Annotated in this window: 9 protein-coding genes; 7 read left to right on the top strand and 2 right to left on the bottom strand. The window is 48.5% G+C overall.

Going from position 1 to position 18988, the window contains the following annotated elements; translation table 11 throughout:
• Genes ACNI23_RS06100 through ACNI23_RS06070 form a run of 7 tightly spaced genes read left to right on the top strand, consistent with a single transcriptional unit; the run spans nucleotide 1 to nucleotide 8247 of the window.
• Nucleotides 1-846, top strand: coding sequence for a DUF4198 domain-containing protein (locus ACNI23_RS06100; RefSeq protein WP_420247320.1), 846 nt, complete (start codon nucleotides 1-3; stop codon nucleotides 844-846).
• A gap of 52 nt (nucleotides 847-898) precedes the next feature.
• Nucleotides 899-3232 (top strand): efflux RND transporter permease subunit, encoded by a 2334-nt coding sequence (locus ACNI23_RS06095; protein WP_420247319.1) that lies wholly within the window; start codon nucleotides 899-901, stop codon nucleotides 3230-3232.
• Between the two features lie 10 nt (nucleotides 3233-3242).
• Nucleotides 3243-4001: a thioesterase II family protein gene (locus ACNI23_RS06090; protein WP_420247318.1), complete on the top strand. Its 759-nt coding sequence runs from the start codon at nucleotides 3243-3245 to the stop codon at nucleotides 3999-4001.
• Entirely contained in the window at nucleotides 3991-4824 is an 834-nt protein-coding gene (locus ACNI23_RS06085; RefSeq protein ID WP_420247317.1) for a 4'-phosphopantetheinyl transferase family protein, read from the top strand. Before ACNI23_RS06090 ends, ACNI23_RS06085 begins: the two co-directional genes overlap by 11 nt.
• 28 nt (nucleotides 4825-4852) lie before the next feature.
• On the top strand, nucleotides 4853-5986 hold the full coding sequence (locus tag ACNI23_RS06080) for a saccharopine dehydrogenase NADP-binding domain-containing protein (protein ID WP_420247316.1): 1134 nt from the start codon (nucleotides 4853-4855) through the stop codon (nucleotides 5984-5986).
• Entirely contained in the window at nucleotides 5987-6751 is a 765-nt protein-coding gene (locus tag ACNI23_RS06075) for an outer membrane lipoprotein-sorting protein (RefSeq protein WP_420247315.1), read from the top strand. It begins immediately after the preceding gene.
• 14 nt (nucleotides 6752-6765) lie between these two features.
• Nucleotides 6766-8247 carry a hypothetical protein gene (locus ACNI23_RS06070; RefSeq protein WP_420247314.1) on the top strand — a complete coding sequence of 494 codons (1482 nt, stop codon included), beginning with the start codon at nucleotides 6766-6768 and terminating at the stop codon, nucleotides 8245-8247.
• An 8-nt stretch (nucleotides 8248-8255) separates the two neighbouring features.
• Here the strand turns inward: ACNI23_RS06070 and ACNI23_RS06065 are convergent, their stop codons facing one another.
• Together ACNI23_RS06065 and ACNI23_RS06060 are read right to left on the bottom strand one after the other, a co-directional pair.
• The gene (locus ACNI23_RS06065; RefSeq protein WP_420247313.1) at nucleotides 8256-9248 is read right to left on the bottom strand and encodes a helix-turn-helix domain-containing protein; all 993 of its coding nucleotides are present in this window, start codon (nucleotides 9246-9248) and stop codon (nucleotides 8256-8258) included.
• Between the two features lie 157 nt (nucleotides 9249-9405).
• Nucleotides 9406-18984 carry an amino acid adenylation domain-containing protein gene (locus ACNI23_RS06060; RefSeq protein WP_420247312.1) on the bottom strand — a complete coding sequence of 3193 codons (9579 nt, stop codon included), beginning with the start codon at nucleotides 18982-18984 and terminating at the stop codon, nucleotides 9406-9408.
• Between the last annotated feature and the right edge of the window lie 4 nt (nucleotides 18985-18988).

Raw genomic sequence — 18988 nt, 5'->3', positions numbered from 1 at the left:
ATGGCTAGAAAATTATGGATAAACATGAATGAATCTTTTGGATTGCATAAATCCCTCGAAACTCCTCCGTGGCATTATTTTGTAAGTCTCGGTTACGGACATGTCGTCCCCAACGATGATTTTGTTGATGCGGCTTTAACTCTGGATTCATTCGAGTTGGTTTCCCCTTCAATGAAAAAGACATCATTGCGTCCTCCTGAAGGTAAGGTGGAAAGCCTTGATTCCGCAGCCGGGGCAACAGTCAGTGTCGGTGATGTCGCACCGCGAAAAATCGCTTTCAATGGTGATGCCGAAAAAGGAGTCCATCAAGTTGTCGCTGCTACCAAAGAGGAGTTTTTCGCTCTCTGGGAGGAAGACGGGAAAGTACAAACCGCGAATCTACCCCTTAACGAAGTTGCTGATAAAAATGTTCTCACCAGTGTGAAGTATCAGGCTTTTGCCAAAACTTTTCTGAAAAATGAAGAGTGGAAAAAGCCGGAAGCTTTGGGCCACGCTCTTGAAATAATCCCGCTGACGGACCTCAGCGATGTTCATGTCGGTGACTGGGTCACATTTCAGGTTGATTTTATGGGTAAACCATTCACCTGCACTCAGGAATCCATGGAGTTCCTCCTTGCTTCCTCCAACACCTTTGGAGGAGAGGGCGGAGGCGAGTTGGAAGGGTTCTTCCTCTCAGCCTATATCGTTAATGGACGTGCCAGAATCAAAATGCCCACAGCCGGTCAATGGCTCATCAACGTTTTTTCAAGACAGGATGTCACCCCTGACAATGAACTGAAAGTGTTAAGCGACAGCTGCCGTAAGGTTTATTTCGGCAGCAGCATCACCTTTAACGTGAAAGCCTAAAAAGTAATAATAAGGGGGCGTATGACGTTCCCCTTATTCAGAGAGAAATATAATGACTGAACGATCTTACGCCTTTTTTTCCTCCTTGGGAGAGCTGCTGGTTAAACGCAAGTGGATTTGCTTTCTCCTTGTAATCGTTCTCAGCGCATCAGCTGTGTTCTTGTCACAAGGGTTGAAGTTTAACGGATCTCTTAAAGTCTGGTTTGTCGAAGACGATCCCGCCATGCAGCGACTTGATGATTTTAAGAAGGAATTCGGTAACGACCATTTTGTGTACCTCCTTGCTGAGCCTGCTGAAGGCGGTGATGTTTTTACTCCGGATACCGTAAATCTACTGCGTGATCTGGCAAATGAACTGGAAGCCGAGGTCCCGTATCTCAAGGATATGAACTGGGTCGGTAATGCTGAGACAGTTGATCCCATGGTGGGCGGAATCAAGATCGTACGTCTGTTTGATGAAGATGTTCCTGAAGACGGCGGTGAAATGCTTGAAAGAAGGGGCCGGGCACTTGCGGAAGAAGATTTTGTCGGGCGTTTTATTTCATCGGGTGGTGATGTGGCCGGGATTCTCCTCGAAATGGATGCTTATCCTGAGGGAGCCGCAAACCCCGAATCCATGGTCGCGTATAAAGTCTACTCAATTCTTAAAAAGGATAAGTACTCAGAGTTGAAGACATGGGTGGTTGGTGAGCCTGCATTCATGTTCAATTACAATGTGCTGGCAGGTAAGGAAACTCCCATGCTTTTCGGGCTCTGCATACTGGTGCAGTTGATCCTGCTGGCTTTGCTCACAAGATCTTTCCGTTCTTCGATTGCCCCGCTGCTTGTGGTTGTACTGAGTGTAATGTGGACGTTCGGGCTTATCGGATTGATCGGATTTGACCTGAACCTGCTGATCATCGGGCTTCCAGTTATTCTGGTCTGCGTGGGTATCGGTGATGCCGTTCATGTCATTGTTGCCTTTAATACTGAATATCGAGCCGGGATTCCCCGTAAAGAAGCTTTAAAGAATGCTGTTGCCAAGGTTGCTCTGCCTTGCCTGCTGACCACTGCCACTACTGCAGCCGGTTTCTTTTCATTTATCACCGCTCCCATGGAGCCTTTTCGGGAAATGGCTTTGTATGTTCCCGGCGGTGTTTTCGCAGCGTTGATTCTTACTTTTCTGCTGGTCCCTTTTATCTTTTCTTTCGGGCGTAAACACCCCAAAAAGATGGTTGAGAATCCGACAAAGCGGAAAAGTGATGTCTTTGACAAAGTCTTTGGGAAGATCGCTGATCTGGTTCTCTCCGCACCCAAAAAAGTTTCGGTTTTCTTCTCCATTGTAGCGTTGATGGGGCTTATCGGGGCTTTTTATGTCCAGATTGAGACAAACAACACACATTTGCTGACCAAAGATGTTCCCATGCGGCAGGCCATAGAACACGTGGACTCTTCCATGGGCGGTTCAATGGCCATAGAAGTAATTCTGGATACCAACACTCCTGATGGCGTTAAAAAAGTAGAATTCCTCAAGCATATGCAGGAGCTGGAGCAGATTATTGAAAAGAATCCGCTGGTGGCTGACACGACAAGTGTTCTTGATGCACTGAGAAAAGTGCGCCGGGCTATGCACGGCGGGGATGAAGCATATTACGCTTTGCCGGAGAACGACAAGGCGGCTTCAGAATACCTTTTCCTCTACGAGATGTCGGGTGGTGATCAGCTGGATAAAATGCTGTCTTTTGACGGTTCGGTTGCCCGTATCAATGTAAGGACTTCTGCTTTGGGAACACGCGAAGCACGCCAGTTGCGTGAAGAAATTATTGCCGAGGCAGCAAAGTTCATCCCTGAAAATGTGAAGGTTGAAACAACCGGTTCCGTGGACCTTTCTGTCGCTCTTACTGACAATATCGCATTGGGCCAGAACACCAGCTTCGCCATGGCCTTTGTAGCCATCACAATTATGATGATTCTATCCATGCGTTCAATCAAGGTCGGTCTGCTGAGCATGGTGCCGAATGTTTTCCCTGTCTTGATGGTTATGGGGCTGCTCGGAGCTGCCGGTATTTTCATGGATACGGTTGTGATGAGCGTCAGTGCCATGATTATCGGTGTCGCTGTGGACGATACGGTTCATTTCTTTATCCGTCTCCGCCGGGAATTTGAGGCTTCAGGCAAATATGAATCAGCTGTTCGGGCGACTATAATGGGTGCCGGTAGGCCTTTGCTGTTCACCACACTGGCTTTGTCTTTAGGCTTTGCGACATTGATGTTCTCAGTAATGACCGGTTGGATCAAGGTTGGAGCTCTTGCCGGATATGCATTCTCGTGCGCTCTTCTGGCTGATCTATTCTTTGCTCCGGCTCTGGTGCTGATCTTTAAGCCTTTCGGACCTGAGAAAGAATAAGGAGAAGAAAATGTCAGCTTGGATTATGCCGGAAATTAAAAATTCAGCGCGGGGACGGCTGTTCTGCTTTCCCTTTGCCGGTGGCGGTGCCTCTGCTTATCGCAATTGGCTTAGTGAATCTTCAGATGATCTTGAGATTATAGCCATACAGCCTCCCGGACGGGAAAACAGAATGGGTGACCGCCCCTTAGAAAGTATGGATGACATTGTAAGCGAGGCTGTCCGGGAGATTATGAAGTTTGGCGATTGTCCGTTTTCATTTTTTGGACACAGCCTTGGTGCCAGAGTCGCTTTTGAATGCGCGCGCAGGCTTCGTCAACTGAACTGCCCGCTACCGGAACATTTATTTGTTTCCGGCAGCAGGTCTCCTGAAATCCCGGAACCGAAACCATTGCACCATCTTGATGACAGCTGCTTTGTGGAAGAGTTGAAGCGTTTCAGCGGAACCCCGCAGGTTATCCTTGAGAACAGGGAGTTGATGGAGTTGTTTCTGCCCATCCTGCGTGCTGATTTTACTGTGGACGAGACATATTGCTTTATTGAAGCCCCTCCGTTGCCTATCCCTGTTACTGCTTTTTGCGGAACTGATGACGAAGAGGCGACCATTGAGGAAATGGAAGGGTGGCGCCGGCATACTGCCGACTCTTTCTCCCTGCATTCTGTGAAAGGGGAGCACTTCTTTGTCCTTGAAGCTTGGCGTGATGTTCTCGGATGTATCCGAGAGACATTGTCTCCTCAAGAATCATTCTATTTACGTGATGCAGTATAAAACTGAATTGGGAGGAGAACCGGGGAAAGGTCCGGTTCCCTCCCTATTTCCTGAATTGCGGGTGAAGTCAGTCTCCTACGAAGATTTGGTCGGATTTCTATCCTCTGCGCGGAGTGCTGATTTTTGCCTGTCTGAGGAAACCGTTCATATCTGGAAAATCAGTAATGAAGGGCTGGCGATCCCTGCCGGACATCTGGCGTTACTTTCCGAAGATGAAAAGAAGCGTGCCTCTCTTATGGCCAACCCGCTTTTGAAGTCCCGTTTTTTGTCTTTTCGTATTTTCCTGCGTTGCCTGCTGTCTCTGTATGTCGGTAGTGGGCCGCAAGAAGTATGTTTCGCTTACAATCATTATGGAAAACCGGGGCTTAGTAGCGAAAATGTGTTTTTTAATATTTCCCATTCGGGCGATCTGGCTGTTGCTGCGTTCTCCGGCTGCAATGAACTGGGAGTGGATATTGAACGTGTAAAACCGGTCCCGGAAGCCGTGGAGATCGCTCGAAATTCTTTTTCCAGCATTGAAATGCGCTGGATTAGCGCAGTGGAGGGGATGGAGCGCTGGAAACGTTTTTTGCGTTGCTGGGTCATACGTGAAGCCTGCGTAAAGGCCATAGGAACGGGACTTTCCATGTCACTTAATTCGTTTGAGGTTCGTTTGCCGGAAATGACCGGAACTAATCAAACAGAATCATTTTATGGGCGGCCTTTTGTCGTGAATCTGGGCACTGCGCACCGATTGTCAGTGCGTGAATTTATACCGGATGATTCTTGTCTGGGAGCACTGGCGGTTTTGCATAAGCACCCGGATTTTTTCTTACCATGCTGAATCTAGAACAAGTAGTAGGTGTCCATTTATGAAAAAGATCGGAATTTTAGGCGGGTATGGCAAGGTTGGAAGTGTTGCAGCCAACCATCTGGCCAGAATCGACGGTATTGAATTGTTGATTGCCGGACGTAATGAAAGGGCTGCTTTGAATGCCGCTATTGAGCTGGAAAGCAATTGTGCGGATGAAAGCGGTAAATCGTTTCAGGGGATTGGTGTGGATGTTCATGATCCTGCTTCTCTGGCCGCTTTTTGTGAGCAGTGCGATATAGTTCTGAATTGCACCGGACCAACTGCGCTTATCGGCGATGTAGTGGCAAGGGCTGCAATTCTCAATGGTGCGCATTTCGTTGATCCCGGCGGATATGATTATGTTTTGGATCAACTTGAAGATCTGCGTGATAAGGCTGCTGAGAAAGCTCTTAATATATGTTTTGCCGCAGGCATTGTTCCCGGAATATCTGCATCTCTTCCTGCTTTGGCAGCAGCCGATTTCACTGAGATTTATTCTATGGATTGTTATTTTGCCGGGGAAGACAGCTGGTCTTATGGCTCTGCTTACGACATGACCTGCGGCATGCACGAACTCAGTCAGCTCGGCCCCTGCATGATTTGTAAAGGCGAAGAGCGGAAGCTGCCTTTTCCCGAAAGAGTCATTCATTTTCCCTCACTTCCGGAACCAATGGGCAATAGTCTGGCTCAGCCTTTTTACACTAAGGAATTCCAAAGGGTGTGTAAGGGCATCGGCGCGGATGAATCACGTTGTTTTTGGGTTAATACCGGACCTGCCTTCTTTTTGGCTCTGGGTGCTGTCCGTTTATTCAAATTGTACCGTTCCGGCAGTCAGATAGAGCGCTCTGCAAAGATGTTGTGCCGGGCTTCGGCTATGGATGGCAAAAGAAGACCCCCAAAAGGCTACATGCTCTGCACTGTAATCAAAGGTATTTGTGACGGGATCAAAGAGACAAAGACCTATTGGTTGTATTTTCCTGATTCATACACAGGAACCGGACTTGCTTCCGGGCTGATGGTTCAAAAGATTGTCGAGGCTCCGGCTGAAAAGTCAGTGATGGGCTTTTTCCCGGACATGGTTAAGGCTTCTGATGTTTTATCTGTTTTGGAAAATGAAGGAATCTGCCTGCAAGTTAAGGCAGGAGGAGTTTAGATGTTTAAGAAAATTTACATGATGATAATGATGGTTCTGTTGTTCTCCTCCCCGGCTGCGGCCATTACCGGGCAGGAAGTTGCTGAACGTATGGACGCTGTTGATGTCAGCAAATGCGGTCAGATGGATGTGGTCATGGTGATCAGGCGCGGTGAGCAGAAAATGTCCCGGGTCATGACCGTACGCAAGAAGAAATTTGATGATTCGGAAAAGCAGGTTATCCGCTTTGCAAAACCAGCAGATGTGCGCGGCACCTCATATCTGACATGGTCCTACAAGGATGTAGGCATTGAAGATGACATGTGGGTTTATATGCCCTCGGAATCATTGGTGCGCAGGATCAGCGGGGGAGGTAAGAAAGGTCCTTTCATGCGTAGCGATTATGCCAACGAGGATATTTCCCGGCGGGAAGTTGCGGATGATAAGCACACTCTGATCGGAGAAGAAAATCTTTTCGGTGTAGACTGCTATCTCGTTAAAATGGTTCCTGTCTTACCTGCAAAGACCAATTATACCAAACGACTGGTCTGGATTCGCAAGGATATCTGGCTGCCCGCAAAAATCGAGTATTACAATAAGAAAAACGAGATGTTCAAGGAGCTCCTGTATGGTGGCTACAAAAAGATACAGGGCATCTGGACAACCACCCGCCAAAAAATGGCAACTCCCGCCCGCGGCACTGAAACTATCATGGAGTACCGGAACGTTGAATACAACACCGGTCTTGATGACGCTATTTTCCAGCAAACTGATTTGAAGCGCTGATATTGGAATTGATTTTGTCCAAGACTGAAAAAATGCATACATATAAAAGTTTTGTGTCGCTTGATCTGGTGTTGAGAAACAGCTGTTACCTGTTATTGCTGGGAATTCTGGCGATGTTGGGCGTTGCTTGTCTTTCCTTTACTGCCTGTGCGGAAGAAGTATCCTCCTCCGTGCATGTTCAGAAAGGTGATTCGAGCGTAATTCAAGGGGACCCGTTTGCCGTTGAAGGAGATTCATTTGATTCTCTGATTGAGGAGAGTCCTGAGCTTTCCACGCTTGATGATGAAAATGAATTTGCGCTCGGTGGATACCTTGAGTCGCGAAACCAGTTGTCGCTGGTTCATTTTGCAGAACCCATCTCACTGCGTCAGAGGTTGCGTCTTGAGGGGGGATGGAAACGTAACGAGTTTTCTGCCTTTGTCAGTACTGATGCCGATCTCGAAGCAGCAGCCTATACCTGGGAAGGGGAGAACAGGGCAAAGTCTTTTGAGTTCCAAGAGTATTACCTGACCTACGATACTGAGTCCCTGGATATGTTTATCGGGCGCAAAATCCATCGCTGGGGAACTGGTGACGGTTTAAACCCGCTGGACTTGATCAACCCGCTTGATGTCAGGGACCCTGTGGCGGCAGGTAATGCTGATAACCGTGTTCCGGTTTTTTTGATGAGTACAACATACACAGTTGGCGCATGGTCACTGGAAGGGATTCTTCTGCCCAGAGGGGCTGTAAATGATCAGTTGCATCAGGGCAATCCGTGGACCTCCAAAGGGTTGCGCGATTTGTATACTCTTGAAGATCAAGGTGAGCTGCACCTTGAGGGGCGGGATGTTCCTGATGAGTGGTTCAGTGATATGGAGTTCGGGGGAAAGCTTACAGCAACTCTGGGCAAGATCGATCTGTCATTTATTGCATACTCCGGTTTCATTAATTCTCCATTATATAAATATAGTGCCGGAACTGCCGGAGTTCCTTCCTATACGCCCGTGTATCCCGGGTTTTCTGCTTTCGGGTTTAACTTTGCCTCCAGTCTTGGAGATTCTTCCACCTTGAGGGGCGAGTTCGCTTACAAGCCTTCTTATCCTGTGGCTATTATCGAGGGTGATGGTATTGGTCGCCGTGACCTCTGGCAGGGTGTTCTTGGCGTGGATTATGATTATGAAGGTGCTTACTATCTCAACATTCAGTTTTTTGCTGATTTGTTTGCGGGCAACCTCTTTGGGGAGACCGGCACAGTGAACAGCCCCAGAAGCAGGTATGGCATTACCTATGAGTTAAGCGGCAAGTATTTTAATGATGATTTGAAAGCTGGCGTACGCGGTTCTGCATACGCCAGCAATGATGGAACGTTGACTGATATTTTCAGCGAGTACCAGTTTGGTGACAACTGGAAGTTGTCTTCCGGGGTTATGATCTGGACAGGTGATGCTTCCGGGACAATGGGACAGTATGATTCGAATGATACGCTTTATATGACAGTCAGATATTCATTTTAAAAGAACATTTAAGCTATCAGACCAGAGGTATTTCTCTGTTGCTGCTTCAAGTGTTCCGCCTGATAACGTTTGGGTTGAAGGCCGTATTGTTCAACAAATGCGCGTGACAGGTGGCTGGGGCTTGAGAATCCGCACTCATAAGCAACTTCGGCAACGCTCCTTCTTCCGTCTTCAAGCATTCTTCTGGAGCATTCCAGTCTTTCCTGCCTTAGAACTCCGAATACGGTCTTGCCGTATATGGATTTAAAAAGCTGGTTGAGCCGGGTGTGGGTTATGCCGGCCTGTTTAGCCAGATCCAGAAGAGACGGCGGAGAAGCGATGTCCCGCATCAGTATTTCGCATGCTCGCATGACCGCCTGATGTTCATAAGCCGTGATCTTTTTGGTTTTTATCAGCGCACAATCAAGAAGACTGAGCTGGGTGTACATAAGTTCAAGTGCTTTGTATTCAAGGAATATTTTTTTCATTGAACCACTGAGCATGCATTCCAGAATTTGCTGTGCTGTTATCTGAATTGGCAGCGGCAATTCAGTCTCGTGAAAGAATGGTTTTGGATTATTGGACTTGATTCTCGCATAAAGCTGCGGGCATACAGTACCTCCGGCTTCATCTACAAGATGAAGAAGCGTGTCCGGATGAATCTGAAGACCGACAGATTGTAGTGGAACCCCTTTAGGGGTTGTAGAAATACCTTTTGTTTCAGGTAGATAGGACAGTGTTAGCTTTTGACTTTCTGTTTTAATTGAATGTTGTTTTTGAGTTTTGTCAATAACCGTCAGCCGCGTGTCCCCTGACAAGCAGTACATAAATTCAACCGGGGCGGAATCGGATTTAAATTCAAATTGTACGGTTTCTTCCAATGCCGGAAGATTCTGGACAATTAACTTGATGCCGCTCCTGACCTGATACTCCTCCCACGCCACCTCCTCTTGCGACTCCAGAAGCCATTTCTTTGAAACATTATCACAATGTTTCCAGTTGTTTGTGTTTATTACAACCATAGTTTCCTCCAATTCAGAGGCAACATAACACTGTCGCTTTGATATCGCAAGTCATTATCAAATAGAGATTTGTATAATATGAAATAAATGACAAGGCCGCCATTCTATGTAGGCGGTCTTGTTCGTGCGTAATATATTCAGGTTGGTTGGAATGGTATTATGACAGCAGTGTAGGAAGGTATACCGGAAGAAGTTCATCTATCTTTGGAAATACAACGGTACTTTTCTCCAAAGCCTCCTTTGCATTTGTATTATCAAAGATCAGTTGTTTCGATATTTTTACCGGATCAACTTCCTGCGGGAAAATAGGCAGTAGCGGAAGCAGTGCATTTCCCGGTTTATCAATCCGTTTACGCCATTCGCCATAAGGAACACCATCGAGTTGCGCCCCGGCTTTATGCATTGCCGTTATGAGTGTGGAAGCCTGCACTGGGTTGAAGCCGTCAATGTTGAAGAAGCGTTTATCGGAATTGTTCATGGCGATATAGGTTATTGCCTCGGCAACAACATCGACAGGCAGAAAGTTTTCAGTACGGTCAAGGTCTGGAAAGCAGCCAGCCTGCATTGAACCTTTGACAATACGATAAAGGAAATCTTCCTTGTTCCAGCCTCCGGTGCGGCTTGATCCGGTAACCAGCCCGGGCCGATATATGCTGACCGGGACACCGTGTTCCGCTGCCTGATTGAGAATTTTTTCAGCAATCCATTTGCTCTGAGGGTATCCGCCGAAAACCTGCATATCCTGATCTATGGGTTCTTCTTCGTAAATCCTGAGTGAGGTTTCGGCCCTGATGGGACTGAATACGGAAACTGTTGAGATGTGATGAATGTGCTTCAGCCGTCCGGTGCATGCCAGCCTTACTGCTTCCCTTACACCCCGGACATTGGGACCGAGCAGGGTTTCGTATGAATAGATGTAGTGAACCAGTGCTCCCGAATGGAAGATGGAGTCGGCTTCATCTGCCAGTTGCTCGAATTCATCGGGACAAAGTCCGTAGCGTTCTTCAGACAGGTCGCCGGGAACTATCTCTATTTTATGCAGGTCATTTTGGAAATCAAGACCATAGTCAGACGCAGTCTTCATTATTCTTTCAAGGCCGTTTTCTTTGTCCTTTGCCCTTACAAGGCAGAATACTTTTTCGACCCGGCTTTTCATAAGCGCAGCAAGAATATGGCTTCCCACAAAACCGGTTGCTCCGGTGATGAACGGTTTCTTGATTTCCGCAGAGATAGTCGCGCTGCGTTTTGCAAGGTCAGCAGGGACCAGCGAACCGATGCTGTTTGCTGATGGATGTTTTGCAAGTACGGATGTGTGCAGGATATCGACAACTTTTTCAGGTTCTCTCGTTTTCTCCTGTCTCTCCGGTGAATGCGTGCTGTCCGCATTCTGAGTGCCGAAGTAGCTGGCTAGGCCGCGTATTGTTGGAGACTCGAAGAATCTGGGCAGGGCAAATTCCGTATCAAAGGCTTTACGCAATTCAAGGGTTATGCGTGCAGCAAGGACTGAGTCGCCGCCTGCTGAAAAGAAATCCATTTCCGGATGTGTATTCTCCCTTTTCAGCAGGGAGTTCCAGATTCCCGCGACCTTCAATTCAGTTTCAGTCAGAGGGGTGTCTTCGCTCATTGGATCGCTTGTCTCTTTCGCGGGTTCTGGCAGAGCTTTGCGGTCGATTTTTCCGCTTGGAGTCACCGGGAACTTTTCAAGTTGCATGAAATGGGACGGAACCATATAGCGGGGTAGCATTTTGGATGCGTAATCCCTGAGTTCCCCTTCCGCGGCTGTTCCGATGTAATAGCAGACCAGTTTGGTTGCGGCCCCTGTCCGTAGCGCTACGACAGACAGGTTGCTGACTTTGGCATGGTCGCCCAGAATATGCTCAACTTCAGTAGGTTCAACCCGGTGTCCGTTGACCTTGACTTGAAAATCACGCCTCCCGGCAATAGTCAGAATTCCTTCAGCGGTAATGGTTCCCAAGTCTCCGGTACGGTACAGTCGTTGTCCTGTCTCCGGGTGGTGGATGAATGCCTTGTCGGTTCTGGTTTTTTCTTTGTAGTAGCCCATAGCCAGACCTTTACCGCCGATGTACAGATCTCCCAGTACATGTTCAGGGCAGGGTTGCAGAGATTCGTCGAGTACATGCCATTGCTGGTTATCCATAGGATAGCCGTAAGGAATGGGGCCGTCAGAAGGTTTGTGGTCTGAGATGGGTAGGCAGATTGACCAGATTGCCGCTTCAGTGGCTCCGCCAAGGCTATGGATGGCGGAATTGGTCGCAATCCTTTTCATCCGGGCAGGAGTGTCCGGTGAAATCTTGTCTCCGCTGAGCATAACAGTCCGCAGAAGGGGAAGGTATTTATTGCTGGATTCAGCATATTCAATGGCTAACTGGAGCAGAGCCGGTGCCGAGTTCCAGACTGTGCACTGGTAGAAAGACAGGCACTCAAGCCAGTGCGCGGGATCTCTTTGGCCTTTGTCATCGGGGAGAACCAGAGCTGCTCCGGCGGCGAATGCCCCGAAAATGTCATACACGGACAAGTCGAAGGTCAGTCTTGAGACTCCGAAGATTCTGTCATTACGGTTGATTGAATATCTTCTGTTGATATCCAGAATCGTGTTGACTGCAGCTTCATGGCTTATTGCCACGCCTTTGGGTTTTCCGGTGGAGCCGGAGGTGTAGATTACATAGGCCAGTTCGTCCGGTTGTGTCGGAGGGCGTTGCAGCAGTTTATCTTCTTCATGAATAGGTTGCAGGCCGGATACGATGTCTTCTGTCAGCACAATTTCCAGTCCGGCCTCATTGATCAGTGTTTCGCGCCGTAGTTCCGGAAGTTCATGATCGATGGGTACAAATGCCGCGCCTGATGCGCATATCCCTACTACAGCGGCTATTTGCATAGCTCCTTTGGGAATACTGATTCCCACCGGGGTTCCGGCGGTAATTATTTTTCCCTCAAGCCATTGAGCGATCGCCTCGGCCTGACGGCTCAGCTGGGCATAGGTTAACAGTCCGTCTGAGCTGATTACAGCAGGTCCGTTCGGATTCGTTCGGCTGGCGTCTTGAAAGAGTGAAAACAGTGTATGGGGCGATAATTCCACCTCTGTTTTGTTCATATTTTCAATTAGGTCAACTGTTCGCCGGGGCAGGACCTCAAATGAGTTCTGCTGCCATGCTGACTCGTTTTCAGCCAGAGATTCAAGAGTCTGCACATATGCAGAAAGCATGTCGTCGATCATGGACTCATGGAACAGTTCTTCCACAGCATCCCAATGTATGACCAGTTCTCCCTGTTCTTCGTGGACCTGATTATCGAGCCATACCTGAGGGGTCTGACTGATGTTGAAGCCCCGTTCTCCCATGGCTTCAAGAAGTCTCGGACCTGAACCGCCGGAAATGTTGCTGGTAAATACCACCGGATAACTTTCGCCGAAGGACATACGTCCGGATCGGGTCAGTCGGCGGATAACCTGTACGCCAGTGAGTGATGAATGTTCCATATCCTGCCAGAAGCGATCTTGTATTGCTGCCGCGCGTTCCTGAAACGGTTTGGTCGGATCATGGTTGATTTCCAGCAGGCTGAGGCTGGTGAAGTCCCCGACTATGTCATTAACCTGAGCGTGATAAGGTTGTCTGTTGAACAGGGTGATGTTCAGGCAGAAGTCATTAGAGCAGTTCCAGCGGGCCAGAACATCAGCATATACGGCCATTAGCAGAAGAGAAGCAGTAAAACCTTTAGCCTGTGCTTTTTCCTTAAGTGTTCTCCACTTATCCTCGGGTATGACCGCCAGATGTTGTTTGAATTTTGGACTGGTAATTGTCTCCGGTGCAATAGCAAGCGGTAGGTCGGGACCATGAGGCAATTCCGGTAAACGTTCATCCCAGTATGAGGAGGCTGCTTCCAGAGCCTGCTGACCTTCCAAGGAATTTTGCCATTTCTTATGGTCAGCCATGTATTGTTCAAAGGTATAATTTAGATTTTTGAACAAGCCCTGACCGCACGCTTCTTCTGGGGATTTATCTTCGGCAGCGTCATAAATATCACGAAGCTCGCGCATGATTATCTGCAGGCTTCGAGCATCAGCGAGGAGTAAGTCAATGCTCACGCATATGCGGGTAACTTCATCAGATAACCGGACTGTCTGCACGGTATAAAGGGGCCACTGAGATGTGTCGTGGACCTTGTGTGATAGTTCGTTACGAACCTCAAGCATCTTCTGATGTCCCGCCTTTTCAGACAACTTCCGCAGGTCGTGATGCTTTATCTCGAATGCGGGAACTGTGGCAGAAGTGCGCTGCATTCCGTCTGTGGTGATGGTCATGCGCAGCATGGGATGACGTTTGATCAACTCATCCCAGCTAGCAGAGTAGCGTTGGCGGTCCAGATTTTCAAAATCGTACTCAGCGTAGCTGTGGCAGGAGACATCCCCCAAGGGCAGGCTGCTGCTGCTTCCCGCCCAGTATGCATACTGGGTATCGGTCAGTTCGAAGTCCTTAGTTTGTTCTTCAGCTATGTTTTGCGGAACAGGGCTGGCTGTTTCCGCGATACCTGTTTTTTTGCGCACCAGTTCGCAGATATTCTTAATGGTCGGCTCGGCGAAGACTTCAGCCGGACTGAGTTTTACTCCCAGTTTTTTACGAAGCTTTTGAGATAGTTGCAGAAAGAGTAGAGAGTCCAGACCGGACATGAGCAGGTTTTCTTCTATGGACGGTAAACTGTTCGACTTAAGAAGATCCGTTACGGATTTCCTGAGGAATGCTTCAAGGTCGTTGCTTACGGAAGCATCAGGAGTCTTAGCTGAACCTTCCTTAACGAAGGGTTGCTTTGAGTTCTCTTGGGCGGCAATCTGTTCGCTGATTGAAAACCACGGTTCATTACCTGTCATGCTCATTCTGTCATAAAACAAAGGCCAGTCATTGGCTGTAGCATGCAGCACCGGCGCTGATTGTGGAATTGATTCCAGCACGTTGAGAGCGCTATCAGCATTTAAGGCATGAATGCCTATAGATTCGCGCTGTTCATGACCTTGCACATCGTCCTTGAGCATGCCGCAGTCACTGAAAGGTCCCCAGCTTATGCAGGTGGATGGCAGTCCTTTGGATTGGCGCATCTCACTAAGGGCTTCAAGGTAACCGTTCGCAGCACTGTATGCCCCTGCGTTTGTAATCCCGTGCAGGGTGGAAATTGATGAAAACATCACGAAAATGTCCGGTTCCATTGATCTGGTCATTTCATGAAGCAGGCTTGCACCCTTGATTTTCGCTGAGGTCCGGCGTTGGTATTCCGCAGGGGAGAGGGTATCCAGCGGGCTGTGACTGCTTTCCCCTGCCAGATGGTAAACTGCGCCAAGCTTAGGGATAGCTTTGCCGCAGTTTTCAAGCAATCGGTTTACATCCTCATAGTTAGATATGTCCGTAGCGTGAAAAAGGATTTGGAGGTTTTGATTTTGCAAGTCATCCCATTCTTTCTGTACGGGATATTTCGGTTCATTTCTGGAGGTCAGCAGGAAATGGCGGCAACCGTTCTGTACAAGCCGTTTAATAAGGGAGCGGCCTAGTCCGCCTGTGGCTCCACTTATTAATGCGGTTTTGCCTTTGGGAACGGCAAGCATATTGCTGCGGAATTTGGAAATGGATTTTTCAGCATCAAGGCTTTTCAAAACCGGAGTCAGCAGTTGGCCGCGCCGGTAGGAATACTGACCGCAAGTGATAGACTGGTCCAGTACACTTAGAACAGCCTCTTGAAAGACGTTCCAATTATTCAGGTCTATGCAGGTAACAGCGGTTTGCGGATTCTCAGCGGCAAACACCCGCCCAAGTTCCCAGATTGCTCTCTGTTCCGGTATTGTACTTTCTCCCGCAACTGAAACCGCCCCCGATACCGCAAGAATGATGGAACGCACACTGTCGAATTTTGACAGATCGGAAAAGAAGCGCACGTGCTCGCCCAGATCAGGGGCTTTAGCTACGTAGATAATATCTAACTGCGGTTCGTGTGAACTGCTTCCTGCTGTGGAAAGTTCCTCCTCAAGGTTTTCCAGAGTTTCAGTTGTCATGTTTTCGGCTTTAATCGTTCTGACCGGGTGTGATCCGATTGAATCAAGCGAAAAGGAATCAGATAATCCTGAATGGATAAGCGCAAATGGTCGTTTGTTATTAAGTGTCTTAAGGGTTGTTGTTGTCGCTTCAAACGGCTGCCAGTCCAAGAAAGTCAGCTTTGGTGTGCGTGGGGAAGCATGGTCGCTGAATTCAGTATTTTCAGGAATTCTGATCAGCTCCATTCCGGAAATGGTCAGGACTCTCTGTTTATCAGGATTCCACATGCTTATCTCACAAAGTACGGATTCAGGATTGTTTTCATGTAATTGCACAGAGCATTTCAACCTTTCTCCGTGAGAATTATGGAAGGAGACAGATTGGGCTGTGATAGGTGCCAGAATGCAGGGCGGACTGAATAATCCCGGGAAGGCTCCTAATAGCTGGATACCGGGATCAATAAGTGAAGGATGCACATCCAGACCCCCACCGCCAGCAAGTAATTCTTTTTCCAGAATGATATCGGCGTGAACAGCACTTTCAGTCACACGGATATTTTCAAACCGCCACAATGGAGCTCCTTCAGCATCTTTGCTCATGGACTGCAAAGCGAGCGGAAACATATCAGGCGAGAATGAAGCACTCTCCAATTCCATCTCATCAGGGGTGTCATGGCTCGGGGTGCTTGCACCGATTTCAGCTGTTGTGCAGGTGAGCCATAGTCCGTCATTTTCCTGAAGGATTTTAATCTCACCACTTTCATCGGGAAAAATATGCACGGATATCGGGGTGACATTGGAAAGCAGCACCGGGGATTTGAACTCTATGTTCTCAAGGCTTATTGCTTTTCCATCTTTTTTGAAATCCTTCCAGACATCAGACATGAGAGTTGCCAGCACTCCTAGGGGAGCCATATGCTTTCCATTGATGATGTGATTTTGCAGGGCCGGAATACGTTGAACGTCAATGGTTGCCTTGAATGTCGGAAGGGGATGATTCTCACGGCGTAATTGCAGAGGGTGGTTCAATATATCCGGGTTTGAATTTTCTTGAGAAGAAAACTTTCCAGACTGTTGGGCCTTGTTTCCCAAGGGTCTGGGTGCCCAGTATACATCTTTTTTAAAGGCGTATGTGGGCAGCGAAAGCATCTGCACATCTTCAGAAACCAGGGGAGTCCAGTTGATTGTGGAGCCGAGTTTATAGAGTTCAGCTGTTGCGGCGGCGATGCTGGTTTTCGGATCGATTCCTTTGCGCATGCTGCTAAGAATCTGTGTGCCCTGTTTCAGAAAGCGTTTTGCCATTCCTTCAAGGATTGTATGGGGACCGACTTCGAGAACGATGTCGCATCCGGTTTCCAGAAGAGCTTTGGCCCCCGTGGTAAATTGTACGGGCTGTCGCAGGTGGTCGGCCCAGTATTCGGAATTGGTGACAAGTTTTGATTCTTGCTGTCCTGTAACGCAGGAAATAAATTTTATGATTGGAGTATTGAGGTTAACTGTGCTTACTTCCCGTTCAAAATCGGAAATAATCGGGGCCAGCTGGTGGGAATGAAAAGCATGGGATACGTCCAGAGGTCGGAATATTACATCCTGTTCTTCCGCAATGCTTTCGAATTTCTTGAGAGACTCAAGCGGTCCTGCCAGCACAGTATGTTCCGGGCCGTTTATAGCCGCTACATCCAGATCATTGAATGAATTCTTATTGATCAGTTTTTCCAGAGCTTTTTGGTCAGCAAAGAAGGCCGTCATTCCTCCACCAGCGGGCAGTGAGGAGCACAGAGAACCCCTTAGGCAGATAAGGCGTGCTGCGGTTTGAAGCGGCATGACATCTGCCGCGCAGGCGGCTACATATTCTCCGATGCTGTGTCCCATTACAGCATGCGGAGTTATCCCAAGCGAGAACCAGTATTTGTATAGTCCGTATTCAATGGCGAAAATTGCGGGCTGGGCGTATTTTGTGTCTCCAAGATAGTCAGCATTTTCATCAAAAAGGATATTGAAAAGGGGAGTGTCCAGATGGTCCTGCATGGTTTCCCCTACTTTATCCACCGCTTTGCGAAAGACTTTTGAGCTTTGATATAACTCTTTCCCCATGCATGTATATTGGCTGCCCTGACCGGTGAACATGAATCCGATTTTTGGATTTTTTCCTGTGGTGACATTTATGGCCGGGGATTCAAGTTTTGCTGCCAGATCATGACAATTTTCTCCGAATACGGCGGTTCGACAATTAAAGTGTCTACGTCCTTTGCAGAGGGTGCGCATGACGGATGCCGGAGAACTGGAAGGATTCTCTTTCAGGTTCTGTGCTAAAGAAGAGCACAATTCGGACAGGCTTTCTTCGTTTTTAGCGGAGACAGGCAAGATATATTGGTCTTCTTTTGTCAGTTGGGGGGCGGATTCCGCTGGAGGACCTTCAAGGATCATATGCACATTGGAGCCGCCCACGCCGAAAGAACTCACTCCAGCAAATCTTTTGCCATCATCGGTATCCCATGTGCGCAGTTCAGCTATGGGCTGGAAAGGCGTGGTCTCGAACGGGATGCGCGGGTTCGGTTTGCTGAAATGCAGAGAAGGCGGCATTTCAGCGTGCTTAAGAGCTAATGCAGTTTTGATTAAGCTGCATACTCCCGCAGCGGTATCAAGGTGTCCCACGTTGGTTTTGACCGAAGCGATAGCGCAATATCCGCAATCTTTGGTGTGTTTGCGATAGGCATTGGTCAGGGCCTGTATCTCGATGGGATCACCGAGGGCCGTCCCGGTTCCGTGCGCTTCGAGGTAGCTGATATCGCGTGCTGAAATGTCAGCTAGGGAAAGGGCGTCCTGAATAACTTCGGATTGTCCTGATACGCTGGGTGCTGTGAATCCGGCTTTGTCGGAGCCGTCATTATTCATGGCGGAACCGCGTATTACCGCGTAAATGTTATCCTTATCGCGCAGGGCATCTTCCAGTGGTTTTAAGAGTACCACACCGACTCCGTTTCCGGCGCAAATGCCCTGCGCATTTTCGTCAAATGCCCTGCATTTGGCGTCCGGGGAGCAGATCATACCTTCTTCGTAAATATAGCCGATACGCTGGGGAACTGTGATGGATGCTCCGCCAGCGAGAGCTGTGTCGCACTCTCCGGCGAGCAGGCTTTGTACTGCCAAATGAACCGCAGCAAAGGAACTTGAGCAGGCCGACTGGACGGTTAGGCTAGGCCCGGTAAGGCTCAGTTTAAAGGATGTCCGGGTTGCAATGTAGTCTTTGTCATTACCGATGAGTGCTCCGAAGGCGGCACTGGTTCCGGTTGTGTTGGGATCGACCATGGTATCAAGGTAGGAGCTCATTTTGGCTCCGGCAAAGACCCCGGTTCGTGTGTTCTTAATTCCGGCTAAACCGCCGTCTTCGAGGGCTGCCCATGCGCATTGCAGAAAAATCCTTTGCTGTGGGTCCATGCGAAGGGCCTCGGCTGCTGAATAGCCGAAGAAGTCTGCGTCAAAACTTTCTATCTCATCAATTGGATAGCCTCGTTTTACATAGTCAGGATCGGAAAGAGTCCTCGGGAGGACTCCGTTGGCCATGAGTTCGTTATCAGTGTAGTCGACCAGAACATCTACGCCGTTTCTAAGGTTGTTCCAGAAGGCGTCTTTATCTTTTGCGCCCGGGAAACGGCATCCAATGCCAATAATGGCTATAAAGTCAGCTGTGTTGTATTCGCTCATCGTT

This window comes from Maridesulfovibrio pacificus (SeqCode) (genome assembly GCF_048612815.1).
GTDB lineage: Bacteria > Desulfobacterota > Desulfovibrionia > Desulfovibrionales > Desulfovibrionaceae > Maridesulfovibrio > Maridesulfovibrio pacificus.
Note: the sequence above shows the minus strand (reverse complement) of the source record. Positions and strands in the feature narration are given on the sequence as shown.